Genomic DNA, 22,158 nt, shown 5'->3' with positions numbered 1-22,158 from the left:
CATCAGTCCTTCTCGCAGCTCACGCGTCCGTTGACCTTGCTGGTCGCGGCCTGAGCGCGGTCACATGCGTCTCCGAAAAAGGCGAGCGACCCGTACGCCTGATCGACCCAATCCCAACCGTTCTTGTGATTGGTGTCGCGCGGGATGGATACGCCGTTGATCTCGACGTCGATCGCGTTCGGATCGTTCGGTGTGGACGGCGTGAGGTAGGTGCAGCGAGCGATGCTGTCGCTGATGGTCTGGAGCGCGGAGCGGAGCTCGACGGGGCTCTGCACGTTGTAGTGACGCGGGACCGTGGGGCGCGCGCGTCCTCCGGCGACGGCCATGTCGTCGAGCACGCGGAGGAATTCGGGTCGCTCGGTACTGCCGAGACCGATCACGAAGACGGGGATCTTCTGGACCTCGGCGATCTGGTGAATCACGTCGATCGTGCGAGTGTCGTCGAGGCAGCTGTATTCGCTGCGCCGGCAGTCGCCGCCCGCGGCCGTGCAAACGCAGCGGGCGCCGTCGAGGTCGCCGTTGCAGTTCGGCGCGCCGTCGGTGGCGACGACAATCGTCCGGGCGACGGTGCGGCGATCGGCGAGGTATTGGGCGGCGAGACGGATGGCCTCGGCGGTGGGCGTGCCTCCCCGAGGTTCGGTCGTGAAGAAGACGTCGAGAATGGACTCGGCATTGCCGCGGGCGGGCGCGATGCCGACGCCGTTGTCCGTCAGGCAGGCGAGGGCAGTCGATGCGAGATCGTCTTCCGAGAGCGCCTCCGGATAGAACTTCGCGCCCATCGCGAGCTGCTGGTCGAGCGGGCGAATCGCCTCCGCCAGACCGTCATGCAAGGCTTCCCAACGCGAGGGCTCGCCGGGGTCGGGGAGCGTGGGGCTCGTGAGCGAGAACGCCATCGAACCGGAGCGGTCGAGCACGAACATGAGCTGTGCGGTCGCGAGGTCGAATCCGAACTCGCCCGGCACGCAAGGAACGACGTCCGGTGCCGCATCGATCGGAGCATCGGGTTGAATTTGTGTCGACGAGTCGGACATGTCCGGTTCGCCGACGAAGAGCCCCGTGCGCGAGCCGCAGCTCGCGGCGCCCAGCACGATGCTCGCGAGGGCGGCGCCGACGACGGCGACTCTCCCCGCGAGCGTTCTCGTCGAGTCATGACGCGCGATGTGGTCGGACGGCATGTGTGGGCACCCCGCGGAAGAGTTTAGTGGACGGGCGCGGAAGTGGGGAAACCCTGCCCGAAAAATCCGACGAGCCCCGGCCACGCCCGACCGGGGCCGCGTTTCTGGGGGCGTGCGTTTTTGCACGGCCGCCGCCTGCGGCACCGTCGCCGGAACGACCCTGCTCAGACGAGCGGGCGCAGGTAGTGGAACTTCGGAAGCTGCAAATCCTCGAGCGTCAGGCCCCAGCCGGCGTCGCGCGGGATCATGTAGGCGACGTCGCTCTGGATGCCCGCGAAGTTCAGTACTCCGAGGTTCGAGAGGATGTGGCGGAAGGTCTCGCGGTGCCAGAGCCGCTGCTCGGGGATCTCGCACACGCGGCGGAGCGCGAGGTCCGTGTGCGAGCCGTTCACGAGCAGGAATGCCATCGTGAACGTCATGTAGCGAGGGCCGCCGCGGTAGGGGTCGTCGCCGGAGGGCGTGGTTCGTGCGCCTTCCTCGGTGGTCATCCCGCGGACCCACTGGGCGTAGTCATGGCGTGCGCGGGCATCGTCGTCGAAGTAGTCCCAGCAACCGCGCTCGACGATCGGGAGGGCCACGAGGAGCTCGCTCGCCGCTTGCCGACAGAAATGCCACTTCTGTTGCAAGTTGGCATTCGCCGGATGGTTCCGGAGCAGTCCGAGGAGCTGCGTGTGGAGGCGCCCGCCGGGCTCGAATCGTGCGCAGAGCTCGAGGGCGAAGATCGAACAGTTCATCCGCCGTAGCCTCCAGAGGCTCGGTTCCACGAGCCGCTGCGCGAGTAGCGGGCCCCGAGAATGACACCCGTGCCGAGGGCGAGGACGATCGGCACGGTGCCGAAGTTCGGAGGCCTCGGGCGTGTCACCCCGCCACCAGGGACGCCGGTCGAATAGGCCGACGCACGCGGGCTCGGCACGTAGCTCGCGCCTGGGTTCGAGGAGACGCGCAAGGTGGCGGGCCTGGGCGATTTTGCCCATGGATAATCGACGAAGAACGAGTAATGCGATTCGGGGCTGCCGCCATAATAGGTATTGGCCGATTCGCCGATCATCTGATCCGCTGGCGCGCCGCCGTCGGGTTTCTGCGTCGACTGCGAGAACGTGTCGAGCGATAGCGAGCGCACCTCGATGCCCGCACGGTCGTAGCTCAGGAAGTCGTCGTTGAGGTCGTCGAGCTCGCGTGTGGCGTCGGCGCGCGTGGGAACGACGTACAAGAGATGTACGGCGTGGAGGGCGCTCTTGATGTTCGCTGCCGCAGGCAGCTTGGCGACGTAGCGATTGTCGAACTGCGTCGCCTCGTCGGTGTAGTTGGCCAGCCGGCGACGATCGAGCACGAACATCGCGGGCGCCGGCATCCTCAGGCGTGCACGTTCCTTCTGGAACAAGGGCTGGTAGTACGCGGCCGCGGCGAGCGCCTCCTGCGTCCGCACGACGCCGCGCGGATGCGGCCAGTTCTCGAAGAGAAAGACCGGATCGAACACGCCCGCAGCACCCGCCGCAAAGGCGACCGCCTCGGGCCCCGGAAGGTCGACGATCACGGCCGTATTGGCGTCGGTCGTCTTGCCACCGCGCTCGGCCAGCGCTGCAAAGAGCGACGCGAGGGATTTGCCGCGTGCATAGGCCGATTCCATGCTCGGCGTGGCGATGGGCTTCAGCGCCTCGGCGAGGGGCTTGAAGCCCGCGCTCTCCTCCGGCGGGAGTTTGCCAATCGAGCTCGGCATCGCATACGGCGCCTGGAAGAGCGTCGCTTGGTAATACGGCGCGAGCTCGGCCTGCGCGGGGCGAAGGTCGTCGGCCAGGCGAGGCAGGGCCGACGGATCGAACGGCTTCTCCGACGTTCCGTCGAACACCAGCGGCTCGCCGACGGCCCCGAAGTTCCACCCGTACTCGCGCTGCATCTCGAGTGCCGCGTTGCGCGCGTCGGTGACCTCGGCCCCGTCCTTCGAAGACGTTGCTTTCACGCACATGGCGAGGAGCGCGCCCAGTCCTGCAATGGCGCCTCCCGCGATGAGGACACCGCGGAGAGCCGTTCGCCGCGCGATCTTCGCCTGCTCGTCGGCGAGGGAAGCGTGCCACCAGCGCGCGCCGACGATGCCGGGCTTGTCGACGAGCTCGTCGCGCTCGAAGGGCTCGTTGCTCATGAGGAGACTCCACCGTGCTCGCGTTCGAGCTTCGCCAGGAAGTCGGGACGGAACACGCCGTCGACGCGAATCGAGTAACGGAAGAAGGGGGCTGCTTCGACCCCGTGGTAGTCCGAATCGTTGAACCAGTAAGCGGGTCCCGTCACGGCGGTTTTCTCTCGTCTCTCTTCGTCCCAAAGAAAGAGCGTCTTGTTCTGGGCAGGGCAGATCGTGATGAAGTGATCGACCTTCTTCTTCTCGTCCGGATCACCGTCGCGATGGGCGGTTCCGTGATCGTGGGCGGCGAGGCCCATCACGTTGCAGCGACCGATCTCCTGGAATGGCAGGCTCCGAACGAACGCGATCGTCTGCGGAAAGAAGGTCTTGGCGAGCCGCGTGAAGTCTTTGCCGTCGGCGGAGCTCTTCTCGTCCCAATAGCGATTGGGAATCATTTCGAAATAGACCTTCCATGGGAAGTAGACGCCGAAACGCTGCTCGAGCCAGAGCATCTGCCGCCTCGAGAGCGGATGATCGCGCTCTTCGCCGAACGACGGGGCGTGGGCCGGAAGACTCGTGGGCAGCGACGAGGGATCATCGGCGAGCGCTCGGAAGACCTCGTACTGCTCCGGCGAGAAGCCCGCGATGACGTCGCCGTAATCGACGAGGGCTTCGTCGACACGCGAGGGAGGCATGATGCCCATCGAGCGGTGGCTGCCGCCCGTGTAGTCGGTCGGGACCTCGGCAAGGCCTCGACACACCTCTTCGTGGATCGCGGAGAGCGTCGCCTCGAGCGTGTGCGAGCCCTTCGTGACGTCGAGATACGGCGAAAGGTCGAGGAAGGGGCGGCCGAAGAGTCCGTGGATCACGTCGGGTACGAGCGTACCGCCGTGGCGTCGCGGCCGGACCAAGAATTTCTGGCTCGGACGGGCCCGAGCTCAGTCGTCAGGCGCGTCAGGCGTCGGGCGTGCGCGGGAGCGTGAAGGCGAAGCGGGTTCCCGTCCCGGCCTGGCTCTCGACCCAGATCCGGCCGCCGTGGGCCTCGACGATGCCGCGGACGATGGGAAGCCCGAGGCCCACCCCGCGTCGATCTTCGCGTCGCGCCTGCCAGAAGCGATCGAAGACGTGAGGCAGGCTCTCCGCGGTGATGCCCATGCCCGTGTCGGCCACGGAGAAGACGACCTCCGATTCACGCGGTGAGGCGCCGAGCACGATGCGCCCCCCTGGGCGGGTGAACTTCATCGCGTTGGCAATCAGGTTGTCGAAGATCTGCAAAACGCGGTCACGATCGGCGCAGACGGGCGGGAGGTTCGTGGCGCATTCGAGGACGAGGTCGAGCTTGGCGGCCGTCGCCGCGGTTCGATGGCCGTCGAGGATCTCCCGCAGGAGCTCGTTCGTGGCGAGCTTCTCTCGCTTCACGGTGAGGCTCTTCGAGTCGACGCGCACGACGTCGAGCAGATCTTCGATGAGGCGATTCATGCGAGCGGCCGACCGCTCGATGAGCTCCACGTTGCGGCTGCTGCGCCGCTCCGGCTCCGTCCCCGGGCGTCGCAAGAGCCTCGATGCGAGCAGGATGGTGCTGAGCGGGCTTCGCAAGTCGTGCGCGACGATGCCGACGATCTCGTCGCGCGCGAGCACGGCGAGGCGCGTCGCTTGGTGGAGTCGAGCATTGTCTGCGGCGAGAGCCGCGAGATCGGCGACGCGCAGGGCGAGGCGCACGTCACGCTCGTCGTAAGGACGCGAGCCCGGTCGCCCGATGCAGGCCATCACGCCGATGAGCTCACCGTGGAGCAGCAAGGGCAGGGCCAGGAACGGCGCCGGTGCCTGCGTGCCGGGGGTGACGTCGGGCACGACGACCGGCTGGCGGTCGCCCCGCACCTTGGCCATCAGTGCCTCCGCGCTCCTCTTCAGCTGGGCGCGGCGCGCGTGTTCGCCGAACGTTCCCTGTCGCTCGGCCTCCACGACGAGGCGCGACTGCGGGCCCTCCGATGAGGTGAACTCCACCATGAAGACGTCGGCGAAGCGTTCGACGATCAGGCGACCGAGGCCCGCGAGCGCCGTCTCGTCGCCAGTCGCCTCCGCGAGCAACGTGGCACCTGCTTCGACGAGGAATCGCTCTTCGGTCTCGAGGCGTTGTTGTTCGGTAACGTCGCGCAAGACGGCGTTGAAGAGCGAATGGCCATCGACGGTCACGCGGGAGATCGCGGCTTCGGCAGGGAACTCTTCGCCGTTCTTTCGCAGGCCGAGCACGGTGCGGGAATGCTTCTGCACCGTGAGGCCGGTGGTCTCGGCCGCGAACGCCGCGATCTGCTCACGGTGCATCTGGCGATAGCGTTCGGGCAGCAAGATGTCGACCGGGCCCCCCACGACTTCGGCAGCGCGGTAGCCGAAACAACGCTCGGCGCTCGTGTTGAAGAGAACGATCCGGCTCTGCTCGTCGATCGAGACGATGGCCTCCTCGGCGATGTCGACGATGCCTCGCACGTGCTCGAACGCCCGGTCGCGGAAAGCTTCCAGCTCTTTGCGATCGGTGAGCTGCGCGCGCGTTCGACGCAGCTCGTCCTCGACGAGCGTGACGTCGTCGAAGCGATGAAGGAGGTAGGCGACGGTGCCATCTCGCACGATCGGCACGTTGATCGGTCGGAGATGGCGACGCCCATGGTTCACGACGCCCATCGCGTCGGACTCGCCCGAGGCCACCGCGCGATCGAGCGAATCGAAGAGCGCGGAGTCCTCCGTGTCGACCAGCTCACGGCGGACCTCGGCGAGCGGCCGACCGACGATCGCCGCGCGCGGCATCCGAATCGCATCGGCGAAGGCATTGGTGACGGCGACCACGTGGAACGGCGCCTGTGGCGCGACGGCGAGCGCGAGGCCGTGACTCGACTCGAAGAGGAGTCGAAAGTCGGGGCCCGGCATCGCCACCATCACTGCCTTCACAGACTTGGCCACGGTCGGCCTACGGCGCAACGTCAGCCACCGACCGATTGGCTACAGAAACGAAAAAGCCTCCTCGCGCGTGGCGAGAAGGCTCTTCGTCGTGCCGCAAAGACGCGGCCCGTGGCGTCAGCTCGGTCTCAGACGCGCATCTCGGTGAGATCGGAAGGCACCTTGAGCGTGGGCTCGGTGCGCTCCTGCACTTCACGTGCGCTCACACCCTTGGCGACCTCGCGGAGAACGAGGCCTTCGGACGTGACGTCGATGCACGCGAGGTCCGTGATGATGCGGTGAACGACCCCGCGCCCCGTGAGCGGGAGATCGCAGGACTTGAGGATCTTCGGCGAGCCGTCCTTCGCGGCGTGGTCCATGATGACGACGACGCGCTTGGCCGCGGCGACGAGGTCCATCGCGCCGCCCATGCCCTTGACCATCTTGCCCGGGATCATCCAGTTCGCGAGGTCGCCGTTTTCGGAGACCTGCATCGCACCGAGAATGGCGAGGTCGATGTGACCGCCGCGGATCATCGCGAAGCTCTCGGCGCTCGAGAAGATCGCCGAGCCGGCGAGCATCGTGACCGTCTCCTTGCCCGCGTTGATGAGGTCGGCATCGAGATCGGCCTCCTTGGGGTAGGGGCCGATGCCGAGAAGACCGTTCTCGCTCTGGAGCACGACTTCGACGCCGGGCGGAATGAAGTTCGCCACGAGCGTCGGCATGCCGATGCCGAGGTTCACGTAGAAGCCGTCACGCAGCTCCTGCGCGGCGCGCTTGGCGATCTGCTCGCGGGAGAGTCCCTTGGGTGCCTCGCTCATTTGCTCACCGTCCGGCGCTCGATGCGCTTCTCGTAGCCCTCGCCCTTGATCACGCGGTGCACGTAGATGCCCGGCGTGTGGATGTGATCGGGGTCGAGCGTGCCCACGTCGACGATCTCCTCGACCTCGGCGATCGTGATCTTGCCGGCGGTCGCCATCATCGGATTGAAGTTCATCGCCGTGTGGCGGTACATCAGGTTGCCGAAGCGGTCGGCCTTCCACGCCTTGACGATCGCGAAGTCGCCCGTGATGGCGCGCTCCATGACGTACTGGCGGCCGTCGAACTCGCGCTGCTCCTTCTTGGGGCTCATCTTCGCGACGCTGCCGTCCGCGGCGTACTTGAGCGGCAAGCCGCCGTCGCTCACCGCCGTACCGGCGCCGGTGGGCGTGAAGAACGCGGGGATGCCCGCACCGCCGGCGCGAACGCGCTCGGCAAGCGTACCCTGCGGACAGAGCTCCACTTCGAGCTCACCGGAGAGGTACTGGCGCTCGAACTCCTTGTTCTCGCCGACGTAGCTCGAGATCATCTTCTTGATCTGCTTGTTGCGCAGAAGGATGCCGAGGCCGAAGTCGTCGACGCCGCAGTTGTTCGAGACGAACGTGAGATCCTTCACGCCGAGCTCGCTGAGGGCTCGGATGCAGTTCTCGGGAATGCCGCAGAGGCCGAAGCCACCGGCGAGGATCGTCGCGCCACTCGGGACGTCGGCGACCGCCTCGCGGGCGCTCTTCATCACCTTATCCATTGCGGCGAACCCTAGTCGACCCTGCCGCCCTTGGGAAGGTGCGTAGGGACACCGGTCCGCCCTCGTCTGCGTCAATTTCACGCCAAATCTGGCACCCCGCGTCATCGTCCGTGTGCCACGTGCGCGAGCCAGCAATTCCTGCGCGAACCGCTCGCGATCCGTGCCGACGACGCAACGCCGAACGAGGCAGAGCTCGACAGCGACGCCGGTCTCCGCGCGAACCTCTCGCCAAGGTGAGCTGTATCGTGGTCAGTCGGCGGGGGTGCCCGGGCCGAGCGAATCGATTCGCACGCGCGCGATGTTCGGCCTCCCGTTGACGAACCCGCTGAGGAAGATCTCGTCGCACGTCACGGCAAGAGGACGATCGTAGACATAGCGATCTCCGGGCGCCTCGATACCCTCCCACGCCATCCCGTCCGACAGGCGGATCAGGCGCCAGCCCAAGCCCGGCGAGGTGGTGCGAACGGAATGAACCGCGTATCCGCAGCCGACCACATTGTGCATGTTGCCTGGTATCTGCGGATACTCCGATCGTACACGTCGACGTGTCGCGCGGACGACTTCGGGATTGGTCGTGTACTTGGCAGTCCACGTCTCGACGACTGGGAAGATCTTCTTCGTGAAGTCGGTCCGGCCGCTGCCTTCTTCCCAGACCATGTCGATGCCGTCAGTTCCGAAGCCTCCCGCCAAGCGCGTCCGATCGGTGCCATATCCGATCAGAGTTTGGACCCCAGCGCCGGCCGTCCAGACCTTGACGTACTCCCAGGCAGACGAATCTGCGGACCAAAAGAGATCATCTCCGCGGAATTGGTATTCGGCGTACACGAGCCCTTCGTCTTCGGGCGGCTGAACGACCCACGATACGAAGCTTGCGCCAGGGAACGTGTAGATTCCGTCAGCTGCTCTCGACTCGACGAAAGCATTCGGTCCAAGGGCGTAGTCCGTCGAGACGGGATCGCCGTCCTTCGAATAACCGGGCGGCCGAAGGACCGCCGGACGCAGCTCACCGACGGTTCCTTGGATGGCTCCTCCCGCATAGCTTCCACCGTATGCGTCGTCGTACGTTCGGAAGATGAAGTGTCCGCCGTTCAAGCGCGGGCGACTCGCCACGCAGCGTCCCTGCTCGTAGAGTGCGAACCGCACCGGCCCGTCGGCTTCGGCAACGATGCGGTAGTAATTGGCGCCCGTGCCGCGTCCGAAGGCGAGGTACACCTTGCCGTTCTCGTCGACGTCCGCAACCGCGTCGAGCGTGATGTGGTCGCCTGTCGTCGACGGAGCCCAGTCGAGGACCATGCTTCGGCAGTTCTGGCCGGCGGGTCCCGGCAGAGGATCGCCGTTGACCGAGGTGGGGCAGGGCTCCCACCGAATAGGCTCGGGCAAGTATTGCTCGGCTTCGGGGATGAAGAACCCGCACCCGTACGAGTAATCCGTCCAGCGAATCCACCCCTCCGGACCACCGTAAAGGAAGGGAGCATCGGTCGACGAGTCACGCGAGCCATCGAAAGCCGTAGAGCTCTCGCGGTCAGAAGACGCGTCGGACGATGCAACGCCGTCATCATCAGATGGCGCCGGGGAGTCGTCACTCGCCGCGCCGCAGCTACCGAGCTGCAGAAGGCCCAGCCAGCTCAGCGCCGGAAGGACGACGGCAAGTGATCGCGGGATGCGCTGGCCCATCACTGACTCCCGGCTCGCACGTCGAGACCGTTCGTGCTCGGTAGCGAGAGCACCTTGTTCTTCATCTTGCACTGGACTGCCGGAACTCCGTCTCCGGACATCGAGGGCGCAGCGTACGACGTGGGCTCCGCAAATACGCCGCGGTCGAGCGACTGACTAGATCCCGTTTCTCTTCGTCGTCGCATTCCGTGTGAGACAAGCGAAGCCCGATGTGTGCGGAGAGGCGTCTCTCTGGCTGGTTGGGCTGGCGTTCCTACGTTGGGCGGGTGCGATGAGACGACGGTGGGCGCCCGTGTTGATGCTCGTTGGGGTCGTCGCGTGCGCGGGGAAGGAGTCCTCCGAAGCGATACCCACGCCCGTGCGCGTGCGGCCGCTCGAGCAGATCGAGCAACTTTCGGGGGCGAGATACTCGGGCACCGTCGAACCCGGGACGCGCGTCGACGTGGCATTCAAGGTCGGCGGGTACGTGCGAGAGCTCGCGCAGACCAAATCGGTCACCGGGCCGCGCAAGATTCAGGAGGGCGACGTGGTCGCGAAAGACGACATGCTCGCCGTGCTCCGCGAGACCGACTACCAGCAGAAGAAGCTCGCCGCCCAGGCCTCGCTCGCCGAGGCGGAGGCTGCCCAGAAGCAGGCGCAGCTCGATTTCGATCGCACGCAGAAGCTCACGGCTACCGGCGCCATCGCCAAGGTCGAACTCGATGCGCAGAGCGCGCGGCTCACCACGTCGCGTGCCCGAGTGGAAGGGGCGCGCGCGCAGGTTCGCGAGGCCGAGATTTCGCTCGCCGACTGCACGTTGAAGTCGCCCATCGACGGCGTGGTGCTGAAGCGCGCCGTCGAGGTCGGCACGCTCGTGTCGCCGGGCACGGTGGCATTCACCATCGCCGACACGAAGAGCGTCAAGGTGGTGTTCGGTGCGCCCGACGTGCTCATCGACAAGCTTCAGACCGGGGGCAAGCTCCCCGTCTCGTTCGATGCGGTTCCGGGGCAGTTCTTCGGAACCATCACGCGTATCGCGCCGAGCGCCGATCCGAAGAGCCGTGTCTTCGACGTCGAGGCGACGATTCCGAATCATGACGATCGACTCAAAGTCGGCATGATTGCCAAACTCGTGGTGCCCGAAGGAGTGCTTCCGCCGGCGGCCCTTGCGCTGCCGCTCACGGCCGTCGTTCGCTCACCGCACGATCCGCGCGGCTATTCCGCCTTCGTCGTCGAGCAGGTGAATGGCAAAGACGTCGCGCATCTCAAGGACGTGAAGCTCGGTGACGTGGTTGGCAATGCGGTTCTGGTGACGGACGGCTTGAGGGAGGGGGAGCGCGTCGTGACCATGGGCGCGACTCTCCTGAACGACGGCGAGCACGTTCGCGTCGTCCCGGAGTGAAGGCGATGAAGTCCGAGGCCGAGCGCATCGCGAATACCCGCAACACCGCGCGCTACTTCACCGAGAACCGGCATGTGGCATGGGTCGCCCTCGTCGCAACGGTGGTCTGGGGCATCTATTCGTACTTCGCGATGCCGAAGCGCAAAGATCCGGATATTCCGGTTCGCGTGGCGGCTGCGATCGTGGCGTGGCCCGGGGCGGGCGCCGAGAAGCTCGAAGAGCTCGTCACTCGCAAAGTCGAAGACAAGATTGCCGAGAATTCGAAAGTCGAGCACATCGATTCGACCACCCGCACCGGCGTGGCCGTCGTCATCGTCACGCTCCTCGATACCGTGAAAGAGCCGGCAAAGGAGTTCGACGACATCCAGCTGAGGCTCGACACACTCACCGATCTTCCGCAGGGCGTTCAGCCGATTCAGTTCCTCAAGGACTTCGGCGACACGACCGCGCTCATGCTCACCGTGGCGAGCCCCATGGCGCCGGACGTCGAGGTGCAGCTTCGCGCGACGCAAATCGCATCCGGTATCGAGCATGTTCGAAAAACGGCGAGGCCCGTCACACCAGGCTCCAAACGGCTCTCGCTGGTCTATTCGTTCCCGACGACGGTCGACCCTCGACCCTTGAAGCGCGTGATTCGCGAGCTCGGCGTGTATGCCGAGGATCAGCACATCGCCGAGGACGTGCGGCTCTTCGAAGGGGGAGGTTTTCTCGGACTCGACGGCGAGTCCGCTCGTGGCGAAGACGAGCTCCTCGCGGGCGCCACGCGCTTTCTCTTGAATCGACTCAATCGCTCCGAGATTCATCCGGACGTGTGGCGTCCGATCGTGGTCTTCGACCCGGGAGAGACGGAGGCGAAGCTCGCGTCGGTCGCCGGCGCGCGTTACTCGCATCGTGAGCTCGACGAGTTCACCGATCGCCTCCAGAAGCGTCTCCAGGGCGTCGACGAGGTGGCCAAGGTCACGCGCTCCGGCGTGCTGCCCGAGGCCATCTTCCTCGACTATTCGCAGGAGCGAGTCACGGGGTACGGCCTCTCCGGCGGCGTCGAGGAGATCAAGAAGGTCCTCGGCGCGCGCAACATCACGGCCTCGGGAGGCATCGTCGAGTCGCAGGGCAAGAGACTCACCGTCGATCCCTCCGGTGAGCTTCGCAACGAGCGCGAGATCGGCGACGTCGTGGTGGCAACCACACCCGACGGCGCCCCCGTCTACCTGCGAGATCTCTTCGACATCGAGCGCGGCTACCAGACGCCGCCTCGCTACCTCAACGATCTCACCTTCGAGACGAAAGCGGGCTATGCCCGCACGCGCGCCATCACGCTCGCCGTCTTCATGCGCTCGGGCCGTCAGATCGGCACGTTCGGCAAGGCTGTCGACTCCGCCCTGAAAGACGCACGCGGCCTCTTGCCGGCCGATCTCGTCATCGCCAAGACCAGCGATCAACCGAGGCAGGTTCGCGAGAACGTCGACCTCTTCATGTCGAGCCTCTACGAGGCCGTCGTGCTCGTGGTGCTCGTCGCACTCATCGGCTTCTGGGAATGGCGAAGCGCGGCGGTGCTGTCGATGTCGATCCCGCTGACGCTCTTCATGACCTACGGCTTCATGCATCTGCTGGGGATCGACCTGCAGCAGATCTCGATTGCGTCGCTCATCATCGCCCTAGGGTTGCTGGTCGACGATCCGGTCGTTGCCGGCGACGCCATCAAGCGCGAGCTGGCACTGGGACATCCACCGATCATCGCCTCCTGGCTCGGCCCGACGAAGCTCGAACGCGCGATTCTCTTCGCCACGATTACGAACATCGTCGCCTATCTCCCGTTCTTGACGCTTCCCGGAGACGTCGGGCGTTTCATCTTCACGCTGCCGATCGTGCTGACCTGCTCGCTCGTCGCATCGCGTATCGTGTCGATGACGTTCGTTCCGCTGCTCGGCTACTACCTCCTCCGGCCGGCGAAGCACGAGCCGACCCTCGAAGAGCGGCGCACGAAGGGCTTCGGCCGTCGCTACGTGCGTATCGCCGGCTGGGCCATCGATCATCGTTGGAGCGTGCTCGGTGCGTCGGTCGTCCTGCTGCTGCTCGTCTTCGGGTTGGCGAGCCAACTCAAACAGGCCTTCTTCCCCAAAGACCTCTCGTATCTCTCGTACGTCGACGTCTGGCTGCCCGAAGACGCGCCGATCGGGGCAACCGTCGATACCGCCCAGCGGGCCGACGCCGTCATCCGGCGCACCCTCGACGACTGGACCAAGAAGCATCCCAAGAAGCACGGCGAACGGACGCTGCGTTCGATCACGACGTTCATCGGCGGAGGCGGCCCTCGCTTCTGGTTCTCGGTCACACCGGAGATGCAGCAGCCGAACTACGCGCAGCTCGTGGTCGAGGTGGCCGACAAGCACGACACCAACCAGATTGTCGCGCCCCTCCAGGAGGCTCTGTCGCGCGAGATCGCCGGGGCGCGTGTCGACGTCCGCCAGCTCGAGAACGGCAAACCCGTCGGAGTGCCCGTGGCTTTCCGCATCCAGGGCGACGACATCGCGGTCCTGCGTAGCTTCGCCGATCGCGCCCGCGCCATTCTCCGTAACAGTCCGTTCGCCGAGCGCGTGCGCGATTCGTGGGGCTCCGACATCTTCTCGGTAAAGGTGGCGGTCGATGCCGACCGCGCGAACCTCGCCGGGGTCACGAATCTCGACGTCGCGATGTCGTCGTCGATCGGTCTCAACGGCAGTGTCGTGGGACAGCTCCGCGAGGGGGACCGCATGATTCCCATTCTCGCGCGCATGCAGAGCGCCGAGCGCGCGCAGCTCTCCGACGTGCCGAATCTCTACGTGCGCTCCGCCCAGAGTGGACAGCAGGTGCCGCTGCGCCAGATTTCGCACACATCGTACGCGATGACGACCGAGAAGATCGTGCGTCGCGACCACGTGCGCACGATCACGGTCTCGGCGTTTCCCAGAGACGGAATCCTGCCCTCGCAGGTCGTGGCCTCCGTGCGAAAGGAGCTCGACGCCCTCGCTGCGGAGCTACCGCCCGGCTATCGCCTCACGATCGCCGGAGAAGAAGAGGAGCAGAAGAAGGGATTCGCCAATCTCGCCGTCGTTCTCGTGATCAGCGTGGTCGCGATTTACGTGGCGCTCGTCATTCAATTCAAGAGTGCGGTCAAGCCCTTCATCGTGTTTGCGGCGATTCCTTATGGCGTCGGAGGCGCACTCGCCTGTCTGGTTCTGACGCGAAGTCCGTTCGGTTTCATGGCATTTCTTGGAATCATCAGTTTGATTGGCGTCATCGTCAGTCACATCATCGTCTTATTCGACTTCATCGAAGAAAAGCACGACGAGGGCGAGCCCCTTCGCGACGCGCTCATCGACGCAGGAATTCTTCGCTTGCGCCCCGTGCTCATCACCGTCGCTGCCACGGTGTTCGCGCTCTTCCCGCTGGCCTCCCACGGCGGCCCGCTCTGGGAGCCTCTCTGCTACGCGCAAATCGGCGGCCTGACGATTGCCACCTTCCTCACGCTGCTGCTCGTGCCGGTGATCTACGCGATCTTCGTCCTCGACCTACGCATCGTGCCTTGGCCCGAGGCGCCCTCGGCGCCCGAGGCTGGTCACGCCAGCGAGGATTCGGGCGAGTTGCCGCCGCCCACGGTCGCGGGCGCGGGCGCGCCCGCCGAATGACGTTCCTTCAATCACCCCCTTCAGTCGCCCCCTTCAATCGCGAGGCTGGGCGGTGGTGAGCACCGCGCGCAACGTGCCGTTCACGCTCGCCACTTCGACCGCAAAGCTCGTTTGGTCCGTCGGTCCTGCGAAGACCGACGTCCACGTGCCCGCGTCGTCTCTGGCGCTTCCGAGCACCCGATCGAGCACGCTCGGTGCCACCGTCTCCGGGTATTCGAACGTTTCGACCAGCTCCTCGGCGAGCATGCCTTGGAGGGAATAGAAGCGCTCACGTCGGCTCCGTGACGGGGCCGCGGTCACGCGGAGGCGCTTGCCGAGCAGTGTGCCGGCGAGCGTCGAAGGCCCGAACGATGGAGTGGCCGTGCTGTCCTCTCGCAGCTCGAGCCGCAGCACGGCGGCGATGCCCACGGCCGCGAGAACGGGCTCCGAGACGACCGAGATCCGAAGCAACGCGGCGCCGCGTTCGAGGAGGCCTTCCTCGCGCCCCGCCTCCGCGCGAAAGCCGATCCGCGCTGCGCTCTCCAACGCCTCGCTCCGAAGCGCTTCGAGCTCGGACGCGCCGATCAGCTTCGCGAAGTCGACCGTCCGCGTTCGATGGAACCGTCCCGCTGCTCCGAACCATTCTTCGTCTGCGCGAACGAGCAGGCAGTCAGAGGGCACGATGGATTGCCACGGCTCGGCGTCTCCCCAGAGCGCCTCGAGGTCTTCCACCGCGTCGTCGTTCGACATGCCGAGCCACGCTGTATAGCCCGGGGCGAGGCGCCTGCAAGCTCCTACGGCGCCGCTACCGGGGAGGGGCGCTTCGTGACCATCGCGTCACGCCACGCGAGGACGTCCTCCCAGCGTGCCGCCAGCTCTCGGCGTTCCCACGCGGCGCGCTGCGCGGAGAGGAGGCCCACCGGCTGCGTTGCGTGGGGTCGCACGGCTTGAAGTGCGCTCGCCATCGCGATGTCGGCCAACGTGAAGCGTCCGAGCAGCGCTCTGGACGGATCGCCCGCGATGGCGGCACGAACCGCGGCGAGCTCCACCTCAAGCTCCTCGTCCGGCACGACGCGCACCGCGTACTTCTTCCGGAGATAGGCCGTGCCGACGCGGACCGTCGGTGTGAGGACGCGGCGAATCCCACGAGGAAGCTCTTGGGGCAGGCTCTCGAGCTGGACGTCCTTGCGCTGCTCGGTCTGCTCGAGAATGCGCGACCGTCCCGCGCGCATGAGTCGCTCCGCGCGCTCGTTCCACGCGGTGATGTCCGGCATGAGGTCGAGCGGCACGAGGCATTCTTCGCGTCCGCGCCGATCGGCTTCCTGGGCAATGGCGAACGAATCGCCCAGCGAGAAGCCGCCCGGGCCCAGCAGATACGGCACGCTGATCGCGCCGCGGGTGCGGCGCGCGCGAAGCCGAAGCCAGGGCTCGCTCAGGAGCGGCGTGTACTCCTCGTAACGATAGGGGATCCGATGATGGTCGAGCGCCCATCGTGCTTTTTCCGTCCACGGAGAGAATCCCTCTCCTACGAGGATGAGTCCGGAGGTCGTCATCTCCTTCGCAGTCTCGCGCGTCCCCGAGCACGGCGGCGCTTTTCTTGGCGCTCTACCTGGTGTTCTTGCGTGACCGTCGAGATTCGATACGTCGGGCTACGTACGGGCGAGATCGAATGTCTCGCTCGTCGGTGCACGTGACAATCCGGCCGCGAACGACGCTGGCGCGAATCCGCGCGGAGACGTGAAGACACGCAGGAATGCCATGCTCGGCGCGAAAGCTGCTTCGTGCGCCTCGAGCCGTGACGCGTTCCGACCAGCCTTTTCCGCCTATTCCTGAAGCCGGTGCCTGGCGAATCCATCCCGACGTGAGCTCGGGATTGCTCGTCGACGCGCACGATTACTATGTGGCGTTCTACGAAGCTGCGCAGAGGGCGAGGCGGAGCGTGCTCTTGCTCGGCTGGCAGTTCGACAGTGACGTCGAGCTCGTGCGAGGCGAAGACCTCCCGCCGGGCGCGAACGGTCGAGACTTCCGCCTGCTGCGCACGCTCGATCGCCTCTGCCGCGAACGACCGGACCTCGAAGTGAGGATTCTCGCGTGGGACCACAGCGTGGTCTTCGCGCTCGAACGCGAGATCCTCCAGAAGGTCGTCTTCGACGTGGTCACGTGCGATCGATTCCACTTCAAGTACGACGCCACCGTGCCTTCGCCTGGCTCGCATCACCAGAAGGTGGCCATCGTCGACGGACGCGTTGCCTTCACCGGCAGCGCTGATCTCTGTCAATCGCGTTGGGACGCCTCCACCCATCTTGCGCACGATCCGCGACGCTCCGCGCGCGGCGAGCTCTATGCGCCGTACCACGAAGTCCAGATGCTGCTGCCCGGTGCTCCCGCCGAGTCGCTCGTCGAGCTCTTCGTCGAGCGATGGGCGCACGCGACGGGTGAAGCGCTCGACGCCGAGGCGCTCATCGATCGCCGGGCAGGGGGGCTCGACCCTCGGCATGTTCCGACCACGCTGCGGATGCCGCGCACGAAGGTCGCGCTCTCGCGCACGGTGCCCGTTGGCGGGGGTCCGGAGCCTTCGCGTGAGATTCGCGACCTCTACGTGAGCGCCATTCGCGAAGCCGAACGGCTCGTGTACATCGAAACGCAGTACCTCACCTCCGCCGCCGTTCGCGACGCCCTCGTCGCGCGGCTGCGCGATGCAACGCGGCCCGCGCTCGACGTGATCATCGTCCTGCCCAGGCGCCCGTCGAGCCTGAAGGAGGAGCTCACGATCGGTCCTGCGCAGGCCGAGGTGATCGACGCGTTGCGGGCGGTGGCTCGCGAGGCGGGGCAGGGGCTCGGCGTGTACAACGTAGCGGCGGCCGAGTCGTCCGAACGAAGCGAGGCCGACGAAGACGACGTCTTCGTGTACATCCACTCGAAGCTGATGATCGTCGACGACCGGTTCTTCACGGTCGGCTCCGCGAATCTCACGAACCGCAGCATGACGATCGATTCGGAGGTCAACGTCAGCCTGTTCGCAGACGATGGGGACGGAGAGGTTCGAGGGGCCATCGAGCGCGCGCGCAAACGCCTCATGAGCGAGCACCTCGGAGAGCTCGTGGAACAGCATCTCCTCGGCAGTCCCGAAGGGCTCGTCGCGCGAATCGATCGCGCCATCGCGCGTGGCCTCGTGAAGTTTCGTCATCACGGCACCACCGGCGAACCGCCGAGTGCGCTGGCGAAGGTCGTCAAGGAGCTCGCGGGCGACTACCTCGATCCCGAAGATGCCTCGAGGCGCCAGGTCGCGACGATCGAGAGACGTCGGTCCTCGGCCGACGAGCCATCGTCCACTTCATGAAGTGCTTCGGTACCGCCCGGCGCCGTGAAGTTGGCCCAGCGCTGTCCTTCATGGTGGCGTCGTCGTCACCGTGTCGTCCTTCTTCCGCTGCCGCCACCTCGCTCTCGCCGCCTTCGTTCTCGTGCCGGCCGTTGCGAACGCCGCGCCTCCAGCGACCAGGAAGGCGTCGCCGCCGACACCGAGCGCGAACGCCAACGCGAACGGGAACCGTCACGGCTCCACTGCCCGCGTTGCCAGCGCGTCGAGCCACGTGGCCATGGGCAAGAGCATCGGCTCGCCGACCGAAGGCCACCTCGTCGGCGGCGCACGCCTCACCGAAGGCACGCACCTCCGCTTCTACCCGGTTTACAACGAGGGCGACGTTCGTTGGGGGCTCGAGTCGCTCGTGAACCTCATCGATCGCTCTGCGCGCGCCGTGAAGAAGCAGTTCCCCGACGCCGTTCTCTCCGTCGGTCATCTGTCGAAGCCCGGCGGCGGTGAAGTGGATCGGCACGCGTCGCACGAGAGCGGCCGCGATGCGGACATCGGCTTCTACGTGAAGAACGTGGCGGGCAAGGCCGTCTACGCCGAACACATGGTGGCCTTCAAAGGTGACGGCACCGCACCGAGCTGGCCGGGCGCACACTTCGACGACGCCAAGAACTGGGCTCTGGTCGCGGCGATGCTCTCCGACGCGAACTGCCACATCACGCACATCTTCGTGGCCACGCCCATTCGCGAGCGCCTCCTTTCGTACGCACAGAAGAGTGGCGCCCCGGCGTCGCTTCGGGTGCGTGCCTCCGAGGTCCTTGCCCAGCCCCGTGGCGCTCTCCCGCACGACGACCACTTCCACGTCCGGATCGGCTGTCCGCCCGGAATGGATAAGTGCATCGAGCAGCCAATCGCCAAGAGCAAGGGCCGCGCGCACAGCTCGGTGGCGAACGCTCGTACGCATGCCAGCCCGTCCAACCGAGCGCCCGTCTCTCGTGCCCCCGCCAAGGCCCCGGCCAAACCGGCTCCGGCTCCCGCTCCGGCGCCGGAACGAAGCGAGCGCGGCGAGGAGAGCGCCAAGAGCGACTCGATCATTCCGAGCCTCGCGCCCGACATTCCGGGCCTCGGTTCGGCCGTGATTCCTGCGCCGCTCGGGGGGATGCGGTCGCCGTGGGGCGGAACGAAGGAGCCGGTTGCCCCTGCTTCGCCTCCGATCGACGATCCGGACGGCGTTCTCGAAGGTCGCTGACCCCGAGCTCTGCCCGGCAGCACGTTTCGGGCGGCCGGACGCGGCGGACGCGAAACAAAGTCGCGTTCCCTTCCGCCGCTCGAAAAGTGCGGGCTATGATAGAAGCGCGCACCCGCCCATGGCCGAGAGCGTGAGCTTCGCCCCCGCAGGTTTCGGAACCATCGATCGACGAGCCGTCCTCGTCGGTCGCGCCGTCGAGATGCGCGTTCTCGACGCCGCCATGCGTGCCGTTCGAGAGGACGGTCGCTCGCGCACGGTGACCCTCGTGGGGGCCGCCGGTATCGGCAAGACGCGCCTCGTGCGCGACTTCCTCGGCAAGCAGCGTGGGACGTCCGTCGATGTGCGCGCCTCGCAAGGCCCGGAGTCGGGCATTCGCACGGGCGCGCCGCGCGTCTTCCGCGGTTCGGCACGTGAAGGTGGAGGCGCCTACGACGTCTTCGCACGCGTGCTCCGTGCGCGGTTCGGCATCGTCGAAGGGATGGACGCCGAGGCGGCCAAAGCGCAGGTCCGCTCGCAGGTCGCCGCGGTCCTCGAGGATCGGAAGGTCGGCGACGTTTGCTACTTCCTCGGGCAGCTCCTCGAGCTCGAGTTCCTCGATTCTCCCCTCATCGAGGCGGTGCGCTCCGATCCGCAGCAGATGCGCTTTCTGCGCCGCGCGGTCATCAAGCGCTTCCTCGAAGCCGACGCGCTCCACGCGCCGCCCACACGCGACACCGCGCCCGATCCTCTCGAGCGCACCGGCGAGTTCGGTTCGATCTACAGCGTGCGAACGGGCCGAGGGCCCATCGTCCTCGTCTTCGACGATCTGCAGTACGCCCACGAGGAGTCGCTCGAGCTGCTCGCGTTCCTCGTCGAGAGCCTGCAGGCGCCCATCTTGATGCTCTGCGTCGCGCGTCCCGAGATGATCGCGCGCCGCGACGAGTGGGCAAAGCACGGCGCCGGGAGCTTCGGTCGCGATGCGCAGAGCCGTTCCTCCCGACGACACGAGGTGATCGAGCTCTCCCCCCTCTCCGAGACCGACGCGGCAGCGGTCATGCAAGACCTTCTCGCCCCGTGTGGCGAGTCCGAGGGAGTCGACGAACTCGTCGACGCCGCTTGTACGCTCGCCGGTGGCAATCCCGCTCTGCTCGAGCGGATGGTCCACATCTTCCTCGATATGGGGGTCATCGAGGCGAAGGACGACTTCGCCGAAGTCGAGTCGTGGACGGTCCACGTCGACAAGCTCTCGGCCGTGAAGCTCCCGCTCACCGTCGAAGACGCCATCCAGGCCCGCATCTCGGCGCTGGCTCCGCACGAGCGCGACCTGCTCGAGCGCGCCGCCACGATGGGCAGCGTCTTCTGGCTCGGTGGCCTCCTCGCCATCGCACGCCTCGACGTCAACGCGCCCGACGTGTGGTCGCAGAAGACGGCCGTCGACGTCGCCAAGATTCACGAAACACTGAAGGAGCTCAAGGAGCGCGACTACATCCTCACGCTCCCCGACAGCACCTTCGCCGACGACGAAGAGTACGCGTTCAAGCACAACCTCGAACGCGAAACGCTGCTCAAACTCCAGCCCAAGGGGCAGTCGAAGCGGTTCCACAAAGCCATCGCCGACTGGCTCTCGTTCAAGCCGAACGTACGCTCCCACGAGGAGTACATCGGCCAGCTCGCCCGCCACCAGGAGCGCGCCGGACTCGTCGTTCAGGCCGCCGCCACCTACCTCGACGCGGCGGACCTCGCGCGCGAGCGCTACGCGAACACGAAGGCCTCGGAGTACTACGTCAAAGGCCTGGGGCTCCTGCGCGACGGCGCGGAGGGCTCGACCGAGCAGCAGCTCCGCGCGCTCCACCACTACGGCGACGTTCTCCAGGTTCTCGGCAAGAGCGACGAAGCCCTCGATGCCTTCAACGAGATGCTCGCGCGCGCCTACCGACTCAATTTGAAGTCGAAGGGCGGCGCCGCGCACAGCCGCATCGGTCGCCTCTACCGCGACACGGGCCGCCTCGAAGACGCCAAGATTCACCTCGAAGCGGCCCTCGCGCTCTTCGAAGAATCGAACGACGAGCGCGGCATCGCGAGCACCATCGACGACCTCGGCAAGCTCTATTGGCTCCGCGGTGACTACCCGCGCGCCCTCGAGTCGACGCAGCGCGCGCTCGTGATGCGCCGCAAGTTCGGCGATCGCCGGTCGATTGCGCTGAGCCTCAACAACCTCGGGCTCGTCTACCAGGACTCGGGGCAGTTCAAACTCGCCCTCGACGCCTTCGAGCAGGCGCTGCGCATCCGTCGCGAGATCGGCGACCTCGTCGGCGTGTCGATCTCGCTGAACAACCTCGGCACCGTCGCGCAAGATCAGCGCGACGACCGCCAGGCGCTCACGCTGTTCCTCGAGGCCTACGAAGTCGCCAAGGAGACGGGCGACCGCAATCGCCTTGCGCTCATCCTCACGAACCTCGGCGAGACGTCCAACCGTCTCGGCGATCCCGCGAAGGCCATCCAGCACCTCAAGCAGGCCGAGGAGATCGCCGACGAGCTCGGCGACAAGCTCGGATTGGCGGAGGCGGTGCGCGGCCTCGGCAAAGCGTATCTCGCACAACGCGAGTACACGAAGGCACGCGAGTGCACGCAGCGCGCGGTGGACATCTTCCGCGAGATCCAGAGCAAGGTGCAGCTCGGCGTGGCGCTCCGTTCGCTCGGCGAGGTCATGGCCTCCGGAAGCGCCGGCGGCGAGGGCCTCCTCACCGGTCGCGCGCACCTGCTCCAGTCGATCTGGATCTTCGAGGAGATCGGCAACGACGTGGAGCTCGCACGGAGCTGTCGGGTCTACGCGAACCTCCTGCGCGCCTCACTCGCGATGGAAAACGATCCGACGACGGCCGCCGAAGCGGACCAGTTCGCACGCCGCGCCGAAGAGATCTTCGCGCGACTGAAGATCAGCGCGTACGGCCTCGACGCCGACGTCTTCTTCGGCACGCGTTAGGGATTTCACAGGAAGGGCGGAAGGGCGGAAGCGGAGAGGGGCTTGGCCTCGCTTCCATTTTGGACCCTCGTGGTGCTCACGAATCCCTTCGGGATTCGCTCGCGAAGGGGAAGTCTTCTTCGCGACTGACAACCGCCTCCCTACGTTGCGACCGATCG

15 protein-coding genes are annotated in these 22,158 nt (G+C 66.4%); 5 read left to right on the top strand and 10 right to left on the bottom strand.

Features of this window, described 5'->3' with window-relative positions:
• Positions 1 to 2: 2 nt before the first annotated feature.
• From AKJ09_RS45330 to AKJ09_RS45295, 8 genes are all read right to left on the bottom strand, one after another.
• Positions 3 to 1,175, bottom strand: coding sequence for a VWA domain-containing protein (locus AKJ09_RS45330; protein ID WP_146654084.1), 1,173 nt, complete (start codon positions 1,173 to 1,175; stop codon positions 3 to 5).
• Between the two features lie 164 nt (positions 1,176 to 1,339).
• Positions 1,340 to 1,909, bottom strand: coding sequence for a hypothetical protein (locus AKJ09_RS45325; protein ID WP_146654083.1), 570 nt, complete (start codon positions 1,907 to 1,909; stop codon positions 1,340 to 1,342).
• The gene (locus AKJ09_RS45320; RefSeq protein ID WP_146654082.1) at positions 1,906 to 3,312 is read right to left on the bottom strand and encodes a hypothetical protein; all 1,407 of its coding nucleotides are present in this window, start codon (positions 3,310 to 3,312) and stop codon (positions 1,906 to 1,908) included. The genes AKJ09_RS45325 and AKJ09_RS45320 overlap by 4 nt, the downstream gene beginning before the upstream one ends.
• Positions 3,309 to 4,157 carry a hypothetical protein gene (locus tag AKJ09_RS45315; protein ID WP_146654081.1) on the bottom strand — a complete coding sequence of 283 codons (849 nt, stop codon included), beginning with the start codon at positions 4,155 to 4,157 and terminating at the stop codon, positions 3,309 to 3,311. The genes AKJ09_RS45320 and AKJ09_RS45315 overlap by 4 nt, the downstream gene beginning before the upstream one ends.
• A gap of 85 nt (positions 4,158 to 4,242) precedes the next feature.
• Positions 4,243 to 6,240: a PAS domain-containing sensor histidine kinase gene (locus AKJ09_RS45310; protein ID WP_146654080.1), complete on the bottom strand. Its 1,998-nt coding sequence runs from the start codon at positions 6,238 to 6,240 to the stop codon at positions 4,243 to 4,245.
• A gap of 125 nt (positions 6,241 to 6,365) precedes the next feature.
• A complete protein-coding gene (locus tag AKJ09_RS45305) occupies positions 6,366 to 7,037 on the bottom strand; it encodes a CoA transferase subunit B (RefSeq protein ID WP_146654079.1) in 672 nt (223 codons plus the stop codon).
• The gene (locus AKJ09_RS45300; RefSeq protein WP_146654078.1) at positions 7,034 to 7,780 is read right to left on the bottom strand and encodes a CoA transferase subunit A; all 747 of its coding nucleotides are present in this window, start codon (positions 7,778 to 7,780) and stop codon (positions 7,034 to 7,036) included. Before AKJ09_RS45300 ends, AKJ09_RS45305 begins: the two co-directional genes overlap by 4 nt.
• 249 nt (positions 7,781 to 8,029) lie before the next feature.
• A complete protein-coding gene (locus AKJ09_RS45295; protein ID WP_146654077.1) occupies positions 8,030 to 9,454 on the bottom strand; it encodes a hypothetical protein in 1,425 nt (474 codons plus the stop codon).
• Between the two features lie 271 nt (positions 9,455 to 9,725).
• Between AKJ09_RS45295 and AKJ09_RS45290 the strand changes: the two genes are divergently transcribed.
• Both AKJ09_RS45290 and AKJ09_RS45285 read left to right on the top strand, forming a co-directional pair.
• Positions 9,726 to 10,835 carry an efflux RND transporter periplasmic adaptor subunit gene (locus tag AKJ09_RS45290; protein WP_146654076.1) on the top strand — a complete coding sequence of 370 codons (1,110 nt, stop codon included), beginning with the start codon at positions 9,726 to 9,728 and terminating at the stop codon, positions 10,833 to 10,835.
• Positions 10,836 to 10,840: 5 nt separating this feature from the next.
• Positions 10,841 to 14,500 (top strand): efflux RND transporter permease subunit, encoded by a 3,660-nt coding sequence (locus AKJ09_RS45285; protein WP_146654075.1) that lies wholly within the window; start codon positions 10,841 to 10,843, stop codon positions 14,498 to 14,500.
• A 33-nt stretch (positions 14,501 to 14,533) separates the two neighbouring features.
• Here AKJ09_RS45285 and AKJ09_RS45280 read toward each other — a convergent pair whose 3' ends face one another.
• Together AKJ09_RS45280 and AKJ09_RS45275 are read right to left on the bottom strand one after the other, a co-directional pair.
• Positions 14,534 to 15,229 (bottom strand): hypothetical protein, encoded by a 696-nt coding sequence (locus tag AKJ09_RS45280; protein ID WP_146654074.1) that lies wholly within the window; start codon positions 15,227 to 15,229, stop codon positions 14,534 to 14,536.
• A 44-nt stretch (positions 15,230 to 15,273) separates the two neighbouring features.
• A complete protein-coding gene (locus AKJ09_RS45275; protein ID WP_146654073.1) occupies positions 15,274 to 16,032 on the bottom strand; it encodes a glutathione S-transferase N-terminal domain-containing protein in 759 nt (252 codons plus the stop codon).
• Positions 16,033 to 16,274: 242 nt separating this feature from the next.
• On the opposite strand from AKJ09_RS45275, the gene AKJ09_RS45270 reads away from it, so the two are divergent.
• The 3 genes from AKJ09_RS45270 (at position 16,275) to AKJ09_RS45260 (ending at position 22,000) form a co-directional block, all read left to right on the top strand.
• Positions 16,275 to 17,819 (top strand): phospholipase D-like domain-containing protein, encoded by a 1,545-nt coding sequence (locus AKJ09_RS45270; RefSeq protein ID WP_205633967.1) that lies wholly within the window; start codon positions 16,275 to 16,277, stop codon positions 17,817 to 17,819.
• Between the two features lie 70 nt (positions 17,820 to 17,889).
• Complete coding sequence (locus AKJ09_RS45265) at positions 17,890 to 19,038, top strand: penicillin-insensitive murein endopeptidase (RefSeq protein WP_146654071.1); 1,149 nt, start codon at positions 17,890 to 17,892, stop codon at positions 19,036 to 19,038.
• Positions 19,039 to 19,156: 118 nt separating this feature from the next.
• On the top strand, positions 19,157 to 22,000 hold the full coding sequence (locus tag AKJ09_RS45260) for an ATP-binding protein (RefSeq protein ID WP_146654070.1): 2,844 nt from the start codon (positions 19,157 to 19,159) through the stop codon (positions 21,998 to 22,000).
• Positions 22,001 to 22,158 lie beyond the last annotated feature (158 nt).

It is taken from the genome of Labilithrix luteola, from assembly GCF_001263205.1.
GTDB classification, from domain to species: domain Bacteria; phylum Myxococcota_A; class Polyangia; order Polyangiales; family Polyangiaceae; genus Labilithrix; species Labilithrix luteola.
The sequence above is the reverse complement of the archived record's forward strand: the minus strand, read 5'-3'. Positions and strand labels throughout refer to the sequence as shown.